This window comes from Flavonifractor sp. An100, from assembly GCF_002161175.1.
Classification (GTDB): Bacteria; Bacillota; Clostridia; order Oscillospirales; family Oscillospiraceae; genus Lawsonibacter.
In genome coordinates, this window is the sequence record NZ_NFMA01000007.1 from 24966 (window position 1) to 39026 (window position 14061).

Below are 14061 nucleotides of genomic sequence, written 5' to 3' on the forward strand. Positions count from 1 at the left end.
TTCCATTGCCATGCCAATCAACAAAGGAGGAATTTTCCCATGTCCCATATGGAACACACCCAGGCCCTCCGGGCCAACACCCAGGTTCACTTTAACTGCTTTCAGTCTGTTGTCGTTCCCTTTGCTAAAGAGCTGGGCCTCACTCAGGAGCAGGCCTACGCCCTGGGCGCCCACTTCGGCTCCGGTATGCGCCACGGAGCCACCTGCGGTGCTCTGTCCGGCGCTCTTCTGGTGCTGGGCGGACTTGGCTACGACGAGCACCAGGCCGCCCAGTTCATTCGGGACTTCCGGGAGTCCCACGGTGCCACCGACTGCGCCACCCTCCTGAAGGCCTCTCACGATCGGGGTGAGGTGAAAAAGGCCCACTGTGACGGGTTGGTCTATGAGATGGTTCAGGCCCTGGATGCTCTTTTGGAGCAAAAGAGCTGAAAAAACCACGTAAGGGTGCCCGAATGGGCACCCTTACGTGGTTTGATCTGGAAGGATGGATGAAAAAGGAATGATCACGAACAAGAGCTCTTCCTTCTTCGGTACTCCGGTAAGAGCGGCAGCCGGAATATCGTTAAATTTTTAACCCTTGCTCTGGTAATGACTTTACCACCCGGGGCATGGAAATACCATCCCCAATTTCATTATAAACGATATAGCCAAATTGTTATATTATTATTTTAGTGTCCAAACCCCGCTTTTCTCCCCTTACAGGGTTGGGTTTGGCCGGACAGGAGGAACCCCTTTGACCCAATTGGAACAGCTGCCCATCCCTCTTTTGCTGTGGTACCGGGAACACGCCCGGGTCCTGCCCTGGCGGACCCACCCCACCCCTTACCGGGTTTGGATTTCCGAAATTATGCTCCAACAGACCCGGGTGGCGGCGGTACTGGACTACTACCGGCGCTTTTTGGAGGAAGCTCCCACGGTGAAGGACCTGGCCCAGCTTCCGGAGGAACGGCTGATGAAGCTGTGGCAGGGCCTTGGCTACTACAGCCGGGCCCGGAACCTGCAGAAGGCGGCCCGGCAGATTATGGAGGAGTGGGGCGGAGTATTTCCAAATACTTATGAGGCCATCCGCTCCCTGGCGGGGGTGGGGGACTACACCGCCGGAGCCATCTCCTCCATCGCCTTTGGCCTGCCGGTTCCGGCGGTGGACGGCAACGTGCTGCGGGTGTGCGCCCGTGTGCGGGGGGACGACGCCGACATCTCCGCCCAGGCCACCAAGAAGCGGGTGACGAGGGACCTATCCCAGGTAATTCCCCTGGATGCCCCCGGGGCGTTTAATCAGGCCATGATGGAGCTGGGTGCCACCGTCTGCCTGCCCAACGGCGCCCCCCTGTGTGACCGATGCCCGGTGTCCGGCTTCTGCCGTGCCTTTCAGGAGGGACGGACGGGGGAGCTGCCGGTGAAGGTGGCCAAGAAGGAGCGCCGGGTGGAGGAGCGGACGGTCTACCTCTTTTTCTCCGGGGACCGGGTGGCCCTGCGCCGCCGGGGGAACAAGGGGCTACTGGCGGGGCTATGGGAATACCCCAATGAGCTTGCCGACGGAACCCACTATCCTCAGGTCTGGGGGCTGTCTCCCGGACATCTGGAACGGGCCGGGACGGGCAAGCACATCTTTTCCCACATCGAGTGGCGCATGTCCGCCCTGGCGGGGGAACTGGAGGAGGGTACTCCCCTTCCCCAGGGCTGGGTGTGGGCCAGCCGGGAGGAGCTGCGCCAGGTCTACGCCATCCCCAACGCCTTCCAGGCCTTTGCCCCCCAGGTGGCCGCCCGCCTGGGCCCATTCTAACTGTAAACAGGAGGGACCTTTCTGTGATCTGCCGTCAATGTCCCCGCGCCTGTGGGGCGGAGCGCACCCCGGAGAGGGGGCTGGGCCTGTGCCGGATGCCCCAGGCTCCGGTGGTGGCCCGGGCCGCCCTCCATCTGTGGGAGGAGCCCCCCATTTCGGGGGAACGGGGGTCAGGAACCATCTTCTTTTCCGGCTGCTCCCTGGGCTGCGTCTTCTGTCAGAACGAGAAAATTAGCCACCAGGACTTCGGAAAACCCATCACCCTGGAGCGGCTGGGGCAGATCTGTGATGAGCTCATCGCCCAGGGCGCCCACAACATCAACTTCGTCAACCCCACCCACTACGCCCACGTGGTCTCCGCCCTGCTGGACGCCCACCCCCTGCCGGTTCCGGTGGTGTGGAACACCGGGGGCTACGACAGCGTGGACACCCTCCGCTCCCTGGAGGGGAAGGTGGACATCTACCTGCCCGACCTGAAATATCTGGACGGGACCACCGCCGCCCGCTACTCCGCCGTCTCCGACTACCCCCAGCGGGCTACCGAAGCCATCCGGGAGATGGTGCGCCAGACGGGCCCCTATGAGCTGGAAGAGGGGGGGCTCATGCGCCGTGGAGTCATCATTCGCCACTTGATCCTCCCTGGACAGGTCCACCAGGCCAAGGCGGTGATGGACTGGGTGGCGGAGAGCTTTCCCCCGAAAACCGTCCTCTTTTCCCTCATGAGCCAGTACACCCCCTGGGGGGACCTGTCTGCCTGCCCGGAGGTCAACCGGCGGCTGCGGCCGGGAGAGATCCGGTCGGCCCAGGAGTACATGGCAAACCTGGGGCTGGAGGGGTTCACCCAGGAGCGCACCTCCGCCAAGGAGGAGTACACGCCCCCCTTCGATCTCACGGGGGTATAAGGAAACCGGACCGGGAGGTTTGTTACCTTCCGGTCCGGTTTTTGTTATTTTATTTGTGGTAGGAGGAGCCCTCGTTGATTTTAAAGGCGCGGTAGATCTGTTCCAGTACCATCACCCGGGCCAGGTGGTGGGGGAAGGTCATGGGGGACATGGACAACCGCACCCAGGCCTCCCGCTTCAGCCCCTCCGACAGGCCGTAGGAGCCTCCAATGACGAACACCAGGTGCTTTCCCGACCCCTGGGCCCACTGTCCCATCAGCCGGGCCAGCTGGGGACTGGAATACTCCTTCCCCTCCACGCACAGGCAAACCAGACTGGCGCTGGGGGGGAGCTTGCTCCGGATGGCGGCCCCCTCCTTCTCCAGGGCGGCGTCGATCTGTCCCTGGGAGGGGTTGGCAGGCAGCTTCTCCTCGGGCAGCTCCGTCACCGTCAGCTTGCAGTAGGCGGACAGCCGCTTTTCATATTCCTGGCAGGCCTGGAGGTAAAATTTCTCCTTCAGCTTGCCCACACAGATCAGATGTACACTCAGCACAGCGCCGCCTCCCTCAGCCGGAAGGCCACGGTGTCCCTTCCCCGCTCCAGGCGGTACACCGGCCCCAGATCGCCCCGGGGGGCCACCGCCAGGGACACATCCCGCTCCGGGTCACAGCCCATGGCCTGTAGACGGCGGCACACTACCTCCCGGGCGTGGGCAGGGGTGTTGTTTTCCGCCGACAGGTGGGCCAGCACCAGGGTTCGGGTGCCGGACTGGACGGCCAGGGCGGCCAGCTCCGCCCCCGCCTCGTTGGACAGATGTCCGTAGTCCCCCAGTACCCGCCGCTTCAGGGGGTAGGGGTAGGGGCCGGACCGGACCCAGTCCTCGTCGTGGTTGGCCTCACAGGCCAGCAAATCGCAGCCCTCCGCCGCCCGGCGCACCTCCGGGGTGATGTGGCCCAGGTCGGTACACAGCACCATGCGGCTCCCCTCCGCGGAGATGGAGTAGCCTACGCTCCCCGCCGCGTCGTGGGGGGTGGGGAAGGACTCCACCCACAGCCCTCCGATCTGCACCCCCGTGCCCGGCTCCTGACGGCGGAGCAGGTCCTCCACAAAGGGCACCCGACGGTTGATCTCCCCGCAGGTGGGAGCGGAGGCGTAAATGGGAACGCGGAGCTTTTTGGTCAGCACCGGCAGGCCGGAGATATGGTCGTGGTGCTCATGGGTGATGAGGACGGCGGAGATCCGGACCGGGTCCACCCCCAGGGCCTTTAGACCGGTGGTGATGCGCCGGGCGGAGATACCCGCGTCCAGCAGGATATGGGTGTCCCCCCAGGAGACCAGGGCGGCGTTGCCGCTGGACCCACTGGCCAGGGTAGTAAATGTCAGCACATTTGCCCCTCCTTTGTTCCCCCACGGGCAGACCCGGGCGGCCGGATTCCATAAAAAATGGACGGCCGCGACTGGGCCGCCCATCCATTTGCTGTTTCTCAGCCCACCTGGGCCTGGGTCTCCTCGTCGGATACGGTAATGGTGCGGATATCCGCCCCCACCCGGGAGAGCTTTTCCACCAAAGTCTCGTAGCCCCGCTCAATATGGTGGATGGCGTCAATCTCCGTCACGCCCTGGGCAGACAGCCCGGCGATGACCATGGCGGCCCCTGCCCGCAGGTCGCAGGCGTGGACGGGGGCTCCGGTGAGCTTGTCCACCCCCTCGATGACGGCCACCTTGCCGTCCACCTGGATGCGGGCCCCCATACGGCGGAACTCGTCCACGTAGCGGTAGCGGTTCTCCCAGACGCCCTCGGTGAGCACACTGGTCCCCCGGGCCAGACACAGCACCGCGGCGATCTGGGGCTGCATGTCAGTGGGGAAGCCGGGGTAGGGCATGGTCTTCACATTCACCCGGCTGATGGGGCCGGTGCGGCGGACCAGGACGGCGTCATCCTGCTCCTCCACGTCCACTCCCATCTCCACCAGCTTGGCGGTGATGCAGTCCAGGTGCTTGGGGATCACGTTTTTGATGAGCACCTCGCCCCCGGCGGCGGCCACAGCGGCCATATAGGTGCCCGCCTCGATCTGATCGGGGATGATGGAGTAGGTGCCTCCGCGCAGGCGGTCCACACCCCGGATCTTGATCACATCGGTGCCGGCGCCCATGATGTCGGCCCCCATGGAGTTTAAGAAGTTGGCCAGGTCCACGATGTGGGGCTCCTTGGCGGCGTTTTCAATGACGGTCATGCCCTTGGCCAGGGCGGCGGCCAGCATGATGTTCATAGTGGCCCCCACGGATACCATATCCAAATAGACCTGCCCCCCGGACAGCCGTCCGCCGCCGGGGACCTGGGCGCAGATGAGGCCGTTGCGTACATCCACCTCGGCCCCCATGGCCACAAAGCCCTTGATGTGCTGGTCAATGGGCCGTCCACCCAGGTCACAGCCACCGGGCAGCGGCACCTCGGCCCAGCCAAAGCGGCCCAATAGGGCCCCCACCAGATAATAGCTGGCACGGATCTTCCGGGCCAGCTCGTAGGGAACCTGACGGTTCCGGATATGGGTGCAGTCCACGTCCACCGTAGTCCGGTTGACGGTACGCACGTCCGCCCCCAGCTCCCGAAGGATCTGGAGGATCAAAGTCACATCGCTGATTTGGGGAATATTTTCAATGCGGCAAGTCCCGTCCACCATCAGGGCGGCGGGGATGATGGCCACAGCGGCATTTTTCGCGCCGCTGATCTCAATGGTCCCGTGGAGAGGATTCCCTCCCCGGATCTGATACTTGGTCAAATCATGCACCCTCTTTGAGCCGCAACAGGCGGCATCGTATGAAAATATGGCAAGCAGCCATATGTAATCGTTTGTTCATCTGGTCCGGACCGCTAACCCTTGGGGCAACGGGTCCCTAACCTTATATAGTATATCATTATTATGTCCACTTGGCAAATTATTTTGCACGTTCTGCTGCAAATCGTCAAGTTGAATGGGAGGGGCACAAAAAAATGGGGGGTCTCTGTCCATTTCTGGGAAAATTTTTTGTCAAAAATCGTACCTTCTTTCCAGACTGTCAGTTCTTTTGCCGTGCATACTGTTCCCGGGCCTTGGGCAACAGGTCGGCCAGGTCTCCCTGGCGCTGCCGCTCCAGCAGGTCACCAATGAGCTGGTTGGACACCAAAAAGCCCTTGGGCGTCAGCCGCCAGCGGCCCTCAGGGGTCTTCTGAGCCCAGCCCTGGACCTGGAACTCCATCAGGCGCTGCTCCAGGGGGGCAAAGTCCATAAAGTAGTCGCTGCGGTATTCCCACTCCTCGATGCCCCGGGCGGTACGCAGGCGGAGCATCAGGTACTCCCCGCACCGCTCCCGGCGTGGGATCAACTCCTCGTTGTCGATGATGCTCCCCCCGTTGAGTACTCCATCGATATAGGCGTCCAGGTCCCGGACAAAGGAGTAGCGCCGGCCGCCGAAGTCGGAGTGGGCCCCGGGTCCAAAGCCGATGTAGGGCTGGGTGAGCCAGTAGCGCAGGTTGTGTCGGGACTCGTAGCCGGGCTTGGCGAAGTTGGAGATCTCATACTGGGGGTAGCCCGCCCGGGCCAGCCGGCCCACCGTCCACAGGTACTCGTCGGCCTGGAGGTCGTCGTCGGGCAGCTGTTCCCCCGCCGCCACCCGGGCGCAGAGGGGAGTGCCCTCCTCCACCTTCAAGCCGTAACAGGACAGATGCTGGGGGATGAGGGAGAGGGCGTGCTCCACCGTGGCCTTCCAGCTGTCCATGGTCTGGCCGGGCAGGCCGTAAATGAGATCCAGAGACAAATTTTTAAACCGGGCCTTCTTGGCCGCCGCCACCGCCTCGTCCACCTGGCGGGCGGTGTGGGGCCGGTGGATGGCATTCAGTTCCTCCTGGCTGGCCGACTGCATCCCCATGGACAGGCGGTTAAATCCCGCCTTCCGAAGGGCCTTGAGCCCCTTCAGGGTGACGCTGTCCGGGTTGGCCTCCAGGGTGATCTCCGCCCCCTTCTCAACCTGAAACAGCTTCTGTACCGCCCCCAGCAGCTCCCGCAGCCGCTTTTCCCCATAATAGCTGGGAGTGCCGCCGCCAAAGTAAATGGTATCCACCAAAATCCCCTGGGCCAGAGGGGCGGTCTCATTCAAGTGGGCCAGGAGGGCCTTCTGATACCGGTCCATCTCCTTCTCCCGCCCAGCCAGAGAGTAGAAGTCGCAGTAGTCGCACTTGCTGCGGCAAAAGGGGATGTGGATGTAAATTCCCAGCTTGTCCCCCTTGCCCAGCTGGGCTGTGGGGGCTTTTTTCCGTCCGAACATGGGGCCGCCCTCCTTTGTTTTCTCCGATATTATATCCAATTTGCCGAATTTTGCAACTATTCCCCGGCTTTCTCCATGGAAAACCAATTTTTTCTTCAAATTGTAAAGCTACCTTGACAGGAAATGTAAAGTTCGCTATACTTATATTGTAAAGTAAGCTTTACTTATTGAGGGGAGGGACTTGGGTGACCAATCGAATTGCAGAGCTTCGAAAGGGGCGACGCATCTCCCAGGCGGAGCTGGCCGACGCCGTGGATGTGACCCGGCAGACCATCATCTCCCTGGAGAGCGGGCGGTACAATGCCTCCCTGCTGCTGGCCCACCGCATCGCCCGGTATTTTGGCCTGACCATTGAGGAAGTATTCCTGTTTGAGGAGGATACGCCATGAAAATAGGGTGTCGAAAACCCAGCAAATTTGAGTGGATCTTTTGTCTGCTGCTGATCCCGGTTGGAATTTATTTTACTGATCTCCGGCATTACAGTCAGACACTTTCCAGTATAGGTCTGGGAGGAGGGGTAGGCGCGCTGATCGGCCTTTCCTGGAGCCGGTACCGCTACCACAGACTCTCCCCAGAAGAGAAGCGGGAGCAGGATCGGATGGAGCGGGATGAGCGAAACCGGGCCATTCAGGAAAAAGCCGCCACATTTAGCTGGCGTGTGCTGCTCTTTGCCCTACTCGGGGCCGCCGTACTATGCATGGAAATCCAGATCAGTAGTGCCTCGTTGTGCTTTGCCCTGATCGTATTGGGCGTGGGAGCAAATCTTGGAGCCATGGCCTGGTTCCGGCACAGGATGTAAGGAGGGAGCACCATGAAGGGAACTCGCATTGGCAACACCTATCTGCCCGCCTTTGGTCTGGTGGCAGCTGTGGGACTGGGAGTGGCAGCTATGATTCTGGGGGACCAACTGGCCTCCTCCATCAGCGGGCTGTGCTTTGGCCTGGCAGGGGCGGTGGGCGGCCTGTCGGGCAGCCGACTGGCTATGGCCCACTTCGACCGTACCTGGACGGAGGAGCAGCGCAAGGAGCTTGAGCGGGCGGAACGGGACGAACGGAATATAGCCATCCGGGAAAAAGCGGCCTATTCCAGCTGGTACTGGACCTTATATCTGCTGTGGGGTGTCTTTTTCCTCACGTTGATTTTGGGCAGCGGCTTTCCCACCGCCCTGGTGTCGGTGGTCATCGTGCTCCACTGTGTATTCTACATGGTGAACATGAACCGCTGGACCAAACGGCTATGACCCGCCGGCTGGAGCTGCCCGTCACAGCGGAGCTGGCGGGCACTCGGGTAGACACCCTGCTGAAAAAGCACCTGGGCCTGTCGGGGACGGTGGTGCGGCGGGTGAAGTGGCTCCCCGATGGGATTTGGGTGGATGGGGAACGGGTGAACACCCGGTTTTGTCCCCGGGAGGGCCAGGTGCTGTCGGTGCGGCTGTCCGACCCCGAGCGGCGCAGTGGCATTGTACCGGCCCCCGGTCCCCTGAATATTGTCTACGAGGACCAGGACCTGCTGGTGCTCAACAAGGCCCCGGGGGTCCCCGTCCACCCCGGACCGGGCCACTTTTCCGATACAATTGGTAATTTTCTTCTCCATTATTACGATCAAACGGGGGTGGAGGACGACTTCCACCCGGTACACCGGCTGGACCGGGGGACCTCCGGCCTGCTGGCGGTGGCCAAGCACCCCCACGCCCAGGAGGTATTGAAGAACCAGCTCCACACCGACCAGTTCCGCCGGGAGTATCTGGCGGTGTGTGTGGGCATACCGGAGCCCCGGACCGGAGTGGTGGATGCCCCCCTGGGGCCAAAACCGGACTCTCTGGTGGAGCAGATGGTCCGCCCTGACGGCAAGCCAGCCCGCACCGGGTACCGCTTGGTGCAGACCCACGGGGACTTCTCCCTTCTCCATCTGGTCCTGGACACCGGCCGCACCCACCAGATCCGGGTCCACATGGCTCACCTGGGGCACCCGCTGGTGGGGGACTTTCTCTACGGCACCGAGGACCCCCGCCTCATTTCCCGGCCGGCCCTCCACTCCTGGCGCCTGTCCCTAGTCCACCCCGTCACCCGAAAGGCACTGTCCTTCACCGCCCCCCTTCCCCAGGACATGGCCCGTCTTTTGGCCTGCCCTCCCGGGGACATTTGACCAACTGACTCCTTCCAGGATTTTACTGTCCCAACTTCATTTCCGTCAAAAGTCTCTGGAAATCCAGGGGCTGGTATGATATACTTTGGGCAGAATAATTCCGTCACACTATACTTAGGAGGTCATGTGTATGTCCTATCGTGATACCTATGATAAGTGGCTGGCCAGCCCCGCCCTGTCCCCGGAGGAAAAGGCCGAGCTGGAGGCCATCCGGGGGGATGAGAAGGAGATCGAGTCCCGATTCTTTGACCAGCTGTCCTTCGGCACCGCCGGGCTGCGGGGCACCATGGGTGTGGGCCTGTACCGGATGAACGTCCACGTCATCCGCCACGCCACCCAGGCCTTTGCCCAGGTCATTCTGGAGGAGGGCCCCCAGGCTGTGGCCCGGGGCGTGGCCATCTGCTTTGACTGCCGGAACAACTCCGACACCTTCGCCCGGGAGGCTGCCTGCGTCATGGCGGGCAACGGCATTCCGGTGCGGCTGTTTGAGTCGCTGCGTCCCACCCCGGAGCTGAGCTTTGCTGTGCGGGAGTACGGGTGCATTGCGGGCATCAACGTCACCGCCAGCCACAACCCCAAGGAATATAACGGCTACAAGGTCTACTGGGAGGACGGCGCCCAGCTGCCCCCCAAGCACGCCGACGAAGTGGCCAAGAAGATGAAGGAGCTGGACGTCTTCGCCTGCGTTAAGACCATGGACTACGACCAGGCCATCTCGGAGGGCAAGATCGTCCTCATGGGGGCGGAGACCGACGAGAAATTCCTGGCCAATGTGATGGAGCAGGTCAACGACAAGGCTGTGGTGGAGAAGATGGCGGACACCTTCAAGATGGTGTACACCCCCTTCCACGGCACCGGCTACAAGCTCATCCCCGAGGCCCTCAAGCGTCTGGGCATGAAGCAGGTCATCTGCGTCCCCGAGCAGATGGTCATTGACGGTAACTTCCCCACTGTGGTCTCTCCCAACCCGGAGAACCCCGAGGGCTTCTATCTGGCGGTGGACATCGCCAAGAAGGAGGGGGCCGACTTCATCCTGGGCTCCGACCCCGACGCCGACCGGGTGGGCATCATGGTGCGCACCAAAGAGGACGACTTTGTGGTCATCTCGGGCAACCAGACCGGCGTGCTGCTGCTGGACTACCTCATCGGGGCCAAGCGCCGCACGGGCAAGATGCCCGACAAGCCGGTGGCCCTGAAGACCATCGTCACCACTGAGATGGCCCGGAAGGTGGCCGAGGTCAACGGCCTGCAGTGCTACGACACCTTCACCGGCTTTAAGTTCCTGGCCCAGAAGAAGGACCAGCTGGAGGAGAGCGGCGAGGGGAAGGTCATCTTCTCCTACGAGGAGTCCTACGGCTACATGCTGGGGGACTATGTCCGGGACAAGGACGCGGTGTCCGCCAGCGTGGAGCTGAGCGAAATGGCCGCCTGGTACGCCTCCCAGGGCATGACCCTCTACGACGCCCTCCAGGCCCTGTTTGAGAAGTACGGCTACTACGGAGAGAAGACCATGAACCTGGTCATGCCCGGCCTGGACGGCCTGAAGAAGATGGCCGACCTGATGGCCGGCCTGCGGGAGAAGCCCCCGGTGGAGATCGCCGGAGTGGCCGTGAAGGAGCAGAAGGACTACCAGGACGGCAGCGTGGTGTGCGTGGCCGACGGCAGCAAGACCACCATGGAGCTGTCCGGCTCCAACGTGCTGCGCTACGAGATGGCCGACGGCACCAGCCTCATCGTCCGTCCCTCGGGCACCGAGCCCAAGGTGAAGGTCTATATCCTGGCCAACGGCGCCAGCAAGGCCGACTGCGACGCCAAAGTGGCCAAGTACGCCGCCTGGGCGGAGAGCTTAAAGGGCTGAGGCCGGCTGACAAGTTAAAAGCTGTTCCATTCCGGGGCATCCGCTGGCGCGGATGCCCCTTTTTTCTCTGTTTTGGTTGAAAAAGTTTGTTTTTCTGTCGCTTTAATGCGTCAAATTGAATTTTATGTGTACTTTTTCCCCATACAATGGTACAATGATTTTACCAAATCAGCCCAACAAAGGAGTTTGAATCTTCCATGGTGATCTCTGGATTTCAGGAACTAAAGGGGCGTCTTCACGGCCTGCCCCCCTGCCAAGCGGTGGTGGCCGCCGCCCACGACGAGCACACCCTCCAGGCGGTCTTTGCCGCCCAGGCGGACGGCCTGATCCATCCGTTGCTGGTGGGAGAGCCGGAGGAGATCCGTTCCCTGGCCGGGAAGCTGGGCCATCCCCTCTCCCCCGACCAAGTGGTCCCCGCCCACGGCGAGGCGGACTGTGCCCAGCGCGCCGTGGCCCTCATCCGGGAGGGTGCGGGACAGATGCTGATCAAAGGCATGCTCCAGACCGGCTCTCTGCTCAAGGCGGTGGTCCAGAAGGAGACGGGCATCCGGGCCAGCCAGGTGATGTCCCACGTGGCCATTTTGGACGTGCCCCGCTACCCCAAGCTCCTCTTTGACACGGACGGAGGGATGTGCATCGCCCCCGACCTGGAGCAGAAGCGGCACATCTTAAAAAACGCCCTGGATTTCTGCCGCTTTTTAGGCTACGACCGGCCCAAGGCGGCGGTGCTGTGCGCCGTGGAGACGGTCAACCCCCACATGCCCGAGACCCTGGACGCCGCCGCTTTGAAGGAGGAGGGGGCCCGGGGGGACTTCGGGCCCTGTGAGGTGGAGGGCCCCATCTCCCTGGACCTGGCCACCGACCCCGAAGCCGTCCGGGTGAAGGGCTACCACAGTCCGGTGGCCGGGGACGCGGACATCTTGCTGTGTCCCTCCATCGCCGCGGGCAACCTGCTGGGCAAGGCCCTGTACGGCCTGGCGGGGGGCCAGATGGCCGGCGTGGTGCTGGGGGCTACCGTTCCCATCACCATCAACTCCCGGGGGGCCACCCCGGAGGAGAAGTACAGCTCCATTCTCATCTGCGCCGCCATGGCCCAGAACACCCCATCCCATGTCTGACCACAGGAGGATTTCCTATGTCTGAACGGATCTTAGTGCTCAACCCCGGCTCCACCAGTACCAAGGCGGCGGTGTATCAGGACGACCGCCCCCTAATGACCCACAGTATTGTCCACACCAACCAGGACCTGGCCCCCTATCCCGCCCTCAACGACCAGCTGGACTACCGGGTGGCGCTGGTGCGGGGCTGGCTGGCCCAGGAGGGCTTCGACCTGTCCACCCTGTCGGCGGTGGTAGGGCGGGGCGGTATTATCCCCAATATCGTCTCCGGAGGCTACCTGGTGGATGACGCTTTGTCTGACTGCCTGCTCCACCACACCGTCTTTGACCACGCCTCCAACCTGGGTGGACTAATGGCCCGCTCCTTTGCCCAGCCCCTGGGCATCCCCGCTTACATCTACGACGCCGTCACCAGCGACGAGCTGCTCCCGGAGGCCCGGGTCACCGGCTTTAAGGAGGTCACCCGCACCAGCTTCTGCCACGTCCTCAATGCCCGGGCCACCGGCCACAAATATGCCCAGGCCATGGGGCGCAGCTACGAGGACATGAATCTGGTCATCGCCCATCTGGGAGGAGGCATCTCCATCTCCGCCCACGCCCACGGCCGGATCATCGACTCCGTCTCCGACGACGCCGGTCCCTTCTCCCCCGACCGGGGAGGCAGCCTCAACATGCTCTACGTGGTGGACCTGTGCTACTCCGGCAAGTACACCAAGGCGGACATGCTGAAAAAGCTCCGGGGAGAGGGGGGCATCTCCGCCCTGCTGGGCACCCACGACTGTCAGGAGGTGGAGCGGCGCATCCAGAATGGAGACGAGTGGGCCGCCCTGGTCTACAAGGCCCAGGCCCTTCAGATCGCCAAGGGGGTAGGCATCATGCTGGGCTGCTTTACCGAGCTGATCGACGCGGTCATCCTCACCGGCGGCCTGGCCAACTCCAAACTGCTCACCGACATGGTCATCGGTTACCTGCACAACCTGTGCCGGGTGGTGATCATCCCCGGGGAAAATGAGATGGAGGCCCTGGCCCTGGGCACCCTGCGCATCCTGCGGGGGGAGGAGCCCGTCCACACCTTCCACCCCGTCTGTCCCCTTCCCGCCCGATAATCAAAAAACAGCCCCGGACCTACACGGTCTGGGGCTGTTTTTCCTTCTGTTTGTCCTTCTCGGAAGGGGGCATTCCTCCCGCCTGATAGCGCAGCCGCAGCCGTTCCAGGGTGGCTCCGTCCGGCTCCAGATACAGCCGGTGGTCAAAGCCGTCCAGCAAAGCCAGACGTCCGTCCCACTCCCTGCCCAGCTCCACCTCGGCCATGGCCGGGATACCGTAGGCCCGCAGAAGCATGGCGGTGTGGCTGTCCACGCTCCCCTGCCGGGCGATCAGCCCCAGCAGCCTGCGGTGATCCAGGTCCAACACCTCGCTGGGGAAAAACTTGTCCGCCACCAAAATGGCCGGTCCCTCCCGCAGAGGGTCATAGCGCCGGTGGCCCAGCAGCAGGCGGATCATCCGGTGGCAGATGTCCCGGATGTCCATGGCCCGGGCCTGCATATAGGTGCTGTCCATCTCATCAAAGGCCTGGCTGAACCGCTCCCCCGCCGCCTGGACGGCGTACTCCGCCGTCACGCCCCGCTCCCGGATCATGGAGCGGACGGCGCTCTCCAGTTCCTCGTCCTGGAGCAGGATGGCGTGGATGGCGAATATGGAGGCCAGCCCCTCTCCGATCCACCGCACCGCCTGCTCATACAGGGTGGTCAGCTGGCCCACCGCCAGGCTCTGGGCGGTGTGAAAGCGGTGTATCTCCTCTTCCCAGTTCAACTGGGAAAATTCCGTCACATCCTGTTCCGGTCTGCGAAGAAACCGCAGCCGGCCAAAGGCGATCTGTCCCAGAATGGATTTTCCCATGGCTGTCTCCATGCGCACACCTCCCGCCGGCTCGGACTTTTGTTTGATTATAGCCGTTCCGGCCATCCTTTGTAA

Annotated in this window: 15 protein-coding genes; 10 read left to right on the forward strand and 5 right to left on the reverse strand. The window is 62.6% G+C overall.

All coding sequences use genetic code 11. From position 1 onward, the window contains the following. The first annotated feature begins 39 nt into the window (after nucleotides 1–39). The 3 genes from B5E43_RS05675 to B5E43_RS05685 all read left to right on the forward strand — a co-directional run bounded on the left by B5E43_RS05675 (nucleotide 40) and on the right by B5E43_RS05685 (nucleotide 2685). Nucleotides 40–429 carry a C-GCAxxG-C-C family protein gene (locus tag B5E43_RS05675; protein WP_087394492.1) on the forward strand — a complete coding sequence of 130 codons (390 nt, stop codon included), beginning with the start codon at nucleotides 40–42 and terminating at the stop codon, nucleotides 427–429. Nucleotides 430–733: 304 nt separating this feature from the next. Then, the gene (mutY, locus tag B5E43_RS05680) at nucleotides 734–1783 is read left to right on the forward strand and encodes an A/G-specific adenine glycosylase (RefSeq protein ID WP_087394495.1); all 1050 of its coding nucleotides are present in this window, start codon (nucleotides 734–736) and stop codon (nucleotides 1781–1783) included. Nucleotides 1784–1806: 23 nt separating this feature from the next. Continuing rightward, the gene (locus B5E43_RS05685; protein ID WP_087394497.1) at nucleotides 1807–2685 is read left to right on the forward strand and encodes a 4Fe-4S cluster-binding domain-containing protein; all 879 of its coding nucleotides are present in this window, start codon (nucleotides 1807–1809) and stop codon (nucleotides 2683–2685) included. Nucleotides 2686–2734: 49 nt separating this feature from the next. Here the strand turns inward: B5E43_RS05685 and rlmH are convergent, their stop codons facing one another. The 4 genes from rlmH to hemW all read right to left on the reverse strand — a co-directional run bounded on the left by rlmH (nucleotide 2735) and on the right by hemW (nucleotide 6966). After that, entirely contained in the window at nucleotides 2735–3217 is a 483-nt protein-coding gene (gene rlmH, locus B5E43_RS05690) for a 23S rRNA (pseudouridine(1915)-N(3))-methyltransferase RlmH (RefSeq protein ID WP_087394499.1), read from the reverse strand. Then, entirely contained in the window at nucleotides 3211–4050 is an 840-nt protein-coding gene (locus tag B5E43_RS05695; RefSeq protein WP_087394501.1) for an MBL fold metallo-hydrolase, read from the reverse strand. The genes rlmH and B5E43_RS05695 overlap by 7 nt, the downstream gene beginning before the upstream one ends. A 98-nt stretch (nucleotides 4051–4148) precedes the next feature. Further along, nucleotides 4149–5444: a UDP-N-acetylglucosamine 1-carboxyvinyltransferase gene (locus B5E43_RS05700; RefSeq protein ID WP_087394502.1), complete on the reverse strand. Its 1296-nt coding sequence runs from the start codon at nucleotides 5442–5444 to the stop codon at nucleotides 4149–4151. A gap of 277 nt (nucleotides 5445–5721) precedes the next feature. After that, nucleotides 5722–6966 (reverse strand): radical SAM family heme chaperone HemW, encoded by a 1245-nt coding sequence (hemW, locus tag B5E43_RS05705; protein ID WP_087394504.1) that lies wholly within the window; start codon nucleotides 6964–6966, stop codon nucleotides 5722–5724. 185 nt (nucleotides 6967–7151) lie between these two features. Between hemW and B5E43_RS05710 the strand changes: the two genes are divergently transcribed. From B5E43_RS05710 to buk, 7 genes are all read left to right on the forward strand, one after another. Next, nucleotides 7152–7355: a helix-turn-helix transcriptional regulator gene (locus B5E43_RS05710; protein WP_087394506.1), complete on the forward strand. Its 204-nt coding sequence runs from the start codon at nucleotides 7152–7154 to the stop codon at nucleotides 7353–7355. Beyond that, nucleotides 7352–7765, forward strand: coding sequence for a hypothetical protein (locus B5E43_RS05715; RefSeq protein ID WP_087394508.1), 414 nt, complete (start codon nucleotides 7352–7354; stop codon nucleotides 7763–7765). Before B5E43_RS05710 ends, B5E43_RS05715 begins: the two co-directional genes overlap by 4 nt. A 12-nt stretch (nucleotides 7766–7777) precedes the next feature. Beyond that, a complete protein-coding gene (locus tag B5E43_RS05720; protein WP_087394510.1) occupies nucleotides 7778–8206 on the forward strand; it encodes a hypothetical protein in 429 nt (142 codons plus the stop codon). Next, nucleotides 8203–9111 (forward strand): RluA family pseudouridine synthase, encoded by a 909-nt coding sequence (locus tag B5E43_RS05725; protein WP_087394512.1) that lies wholly within the window; start codon nucleotides 8203–8205, stop codon nucleotides 9109–9111. The genes B5E43_RS05720 and B5E43_RS05725 overlap by 4 nt, the downstream gene beginning before the upstream one ends. A 130-nt stretch (nucleotides 9112–9241) precedes the next feature. Continuing rightward, nucleotides 9242–10969, forward strand: coding sequence for a phospho-sugar mutase (locus tag B5E43_RS05730; protein WP_087394514.1), 1728 nt, complete (start codon nucleotides 9242–9244; stop codon nucleotides 10967–10969). 197 nt (nucleotides 10970–11166) lie between these two features. Beyond that, entirely contained in the window at nucleotides 11167–12087 is a 921-nt protein-coding gene (locus B5E43_RS05735; RefSeq protein ID WP_087394517.1) for a bifunctional enoyl-CoA hydratase/phosphate acetyltransferase, read from the forward strand. 17 nt (nucleotides 12088–12104) lie between these two features. Continuing rightward, nucleotides 12105–13193, forward strand: a complete 1089-nt coding sequence (gene buk / locus B5E43_RS05740) for a butyrate kinase (RefSeq protein WP_087394519.1) — start codon at nucleotides 12105–12107, stop codon at nucleotides 13191–13193. Nucleotides 13194–13212: 19 nt separating this feature from the next. Here buk and B5E43_RS05745 read toward each other — a convergent pair whose 3' ends face one another. Further along, complete coding sequence (locus B5E43_RS05745) at nucleotides 13213–13998, reverse strand: phosphoenolpyruvate-utilizing N-terminal domain-containing protein (protein ID WP_158098973.1); 786 nt, start codon at nucleotides 13996–13998, stop codon at nucleotides 13213–13215. Nucleotides 13999–14061 lie beyond the last annotated feature (63 nt).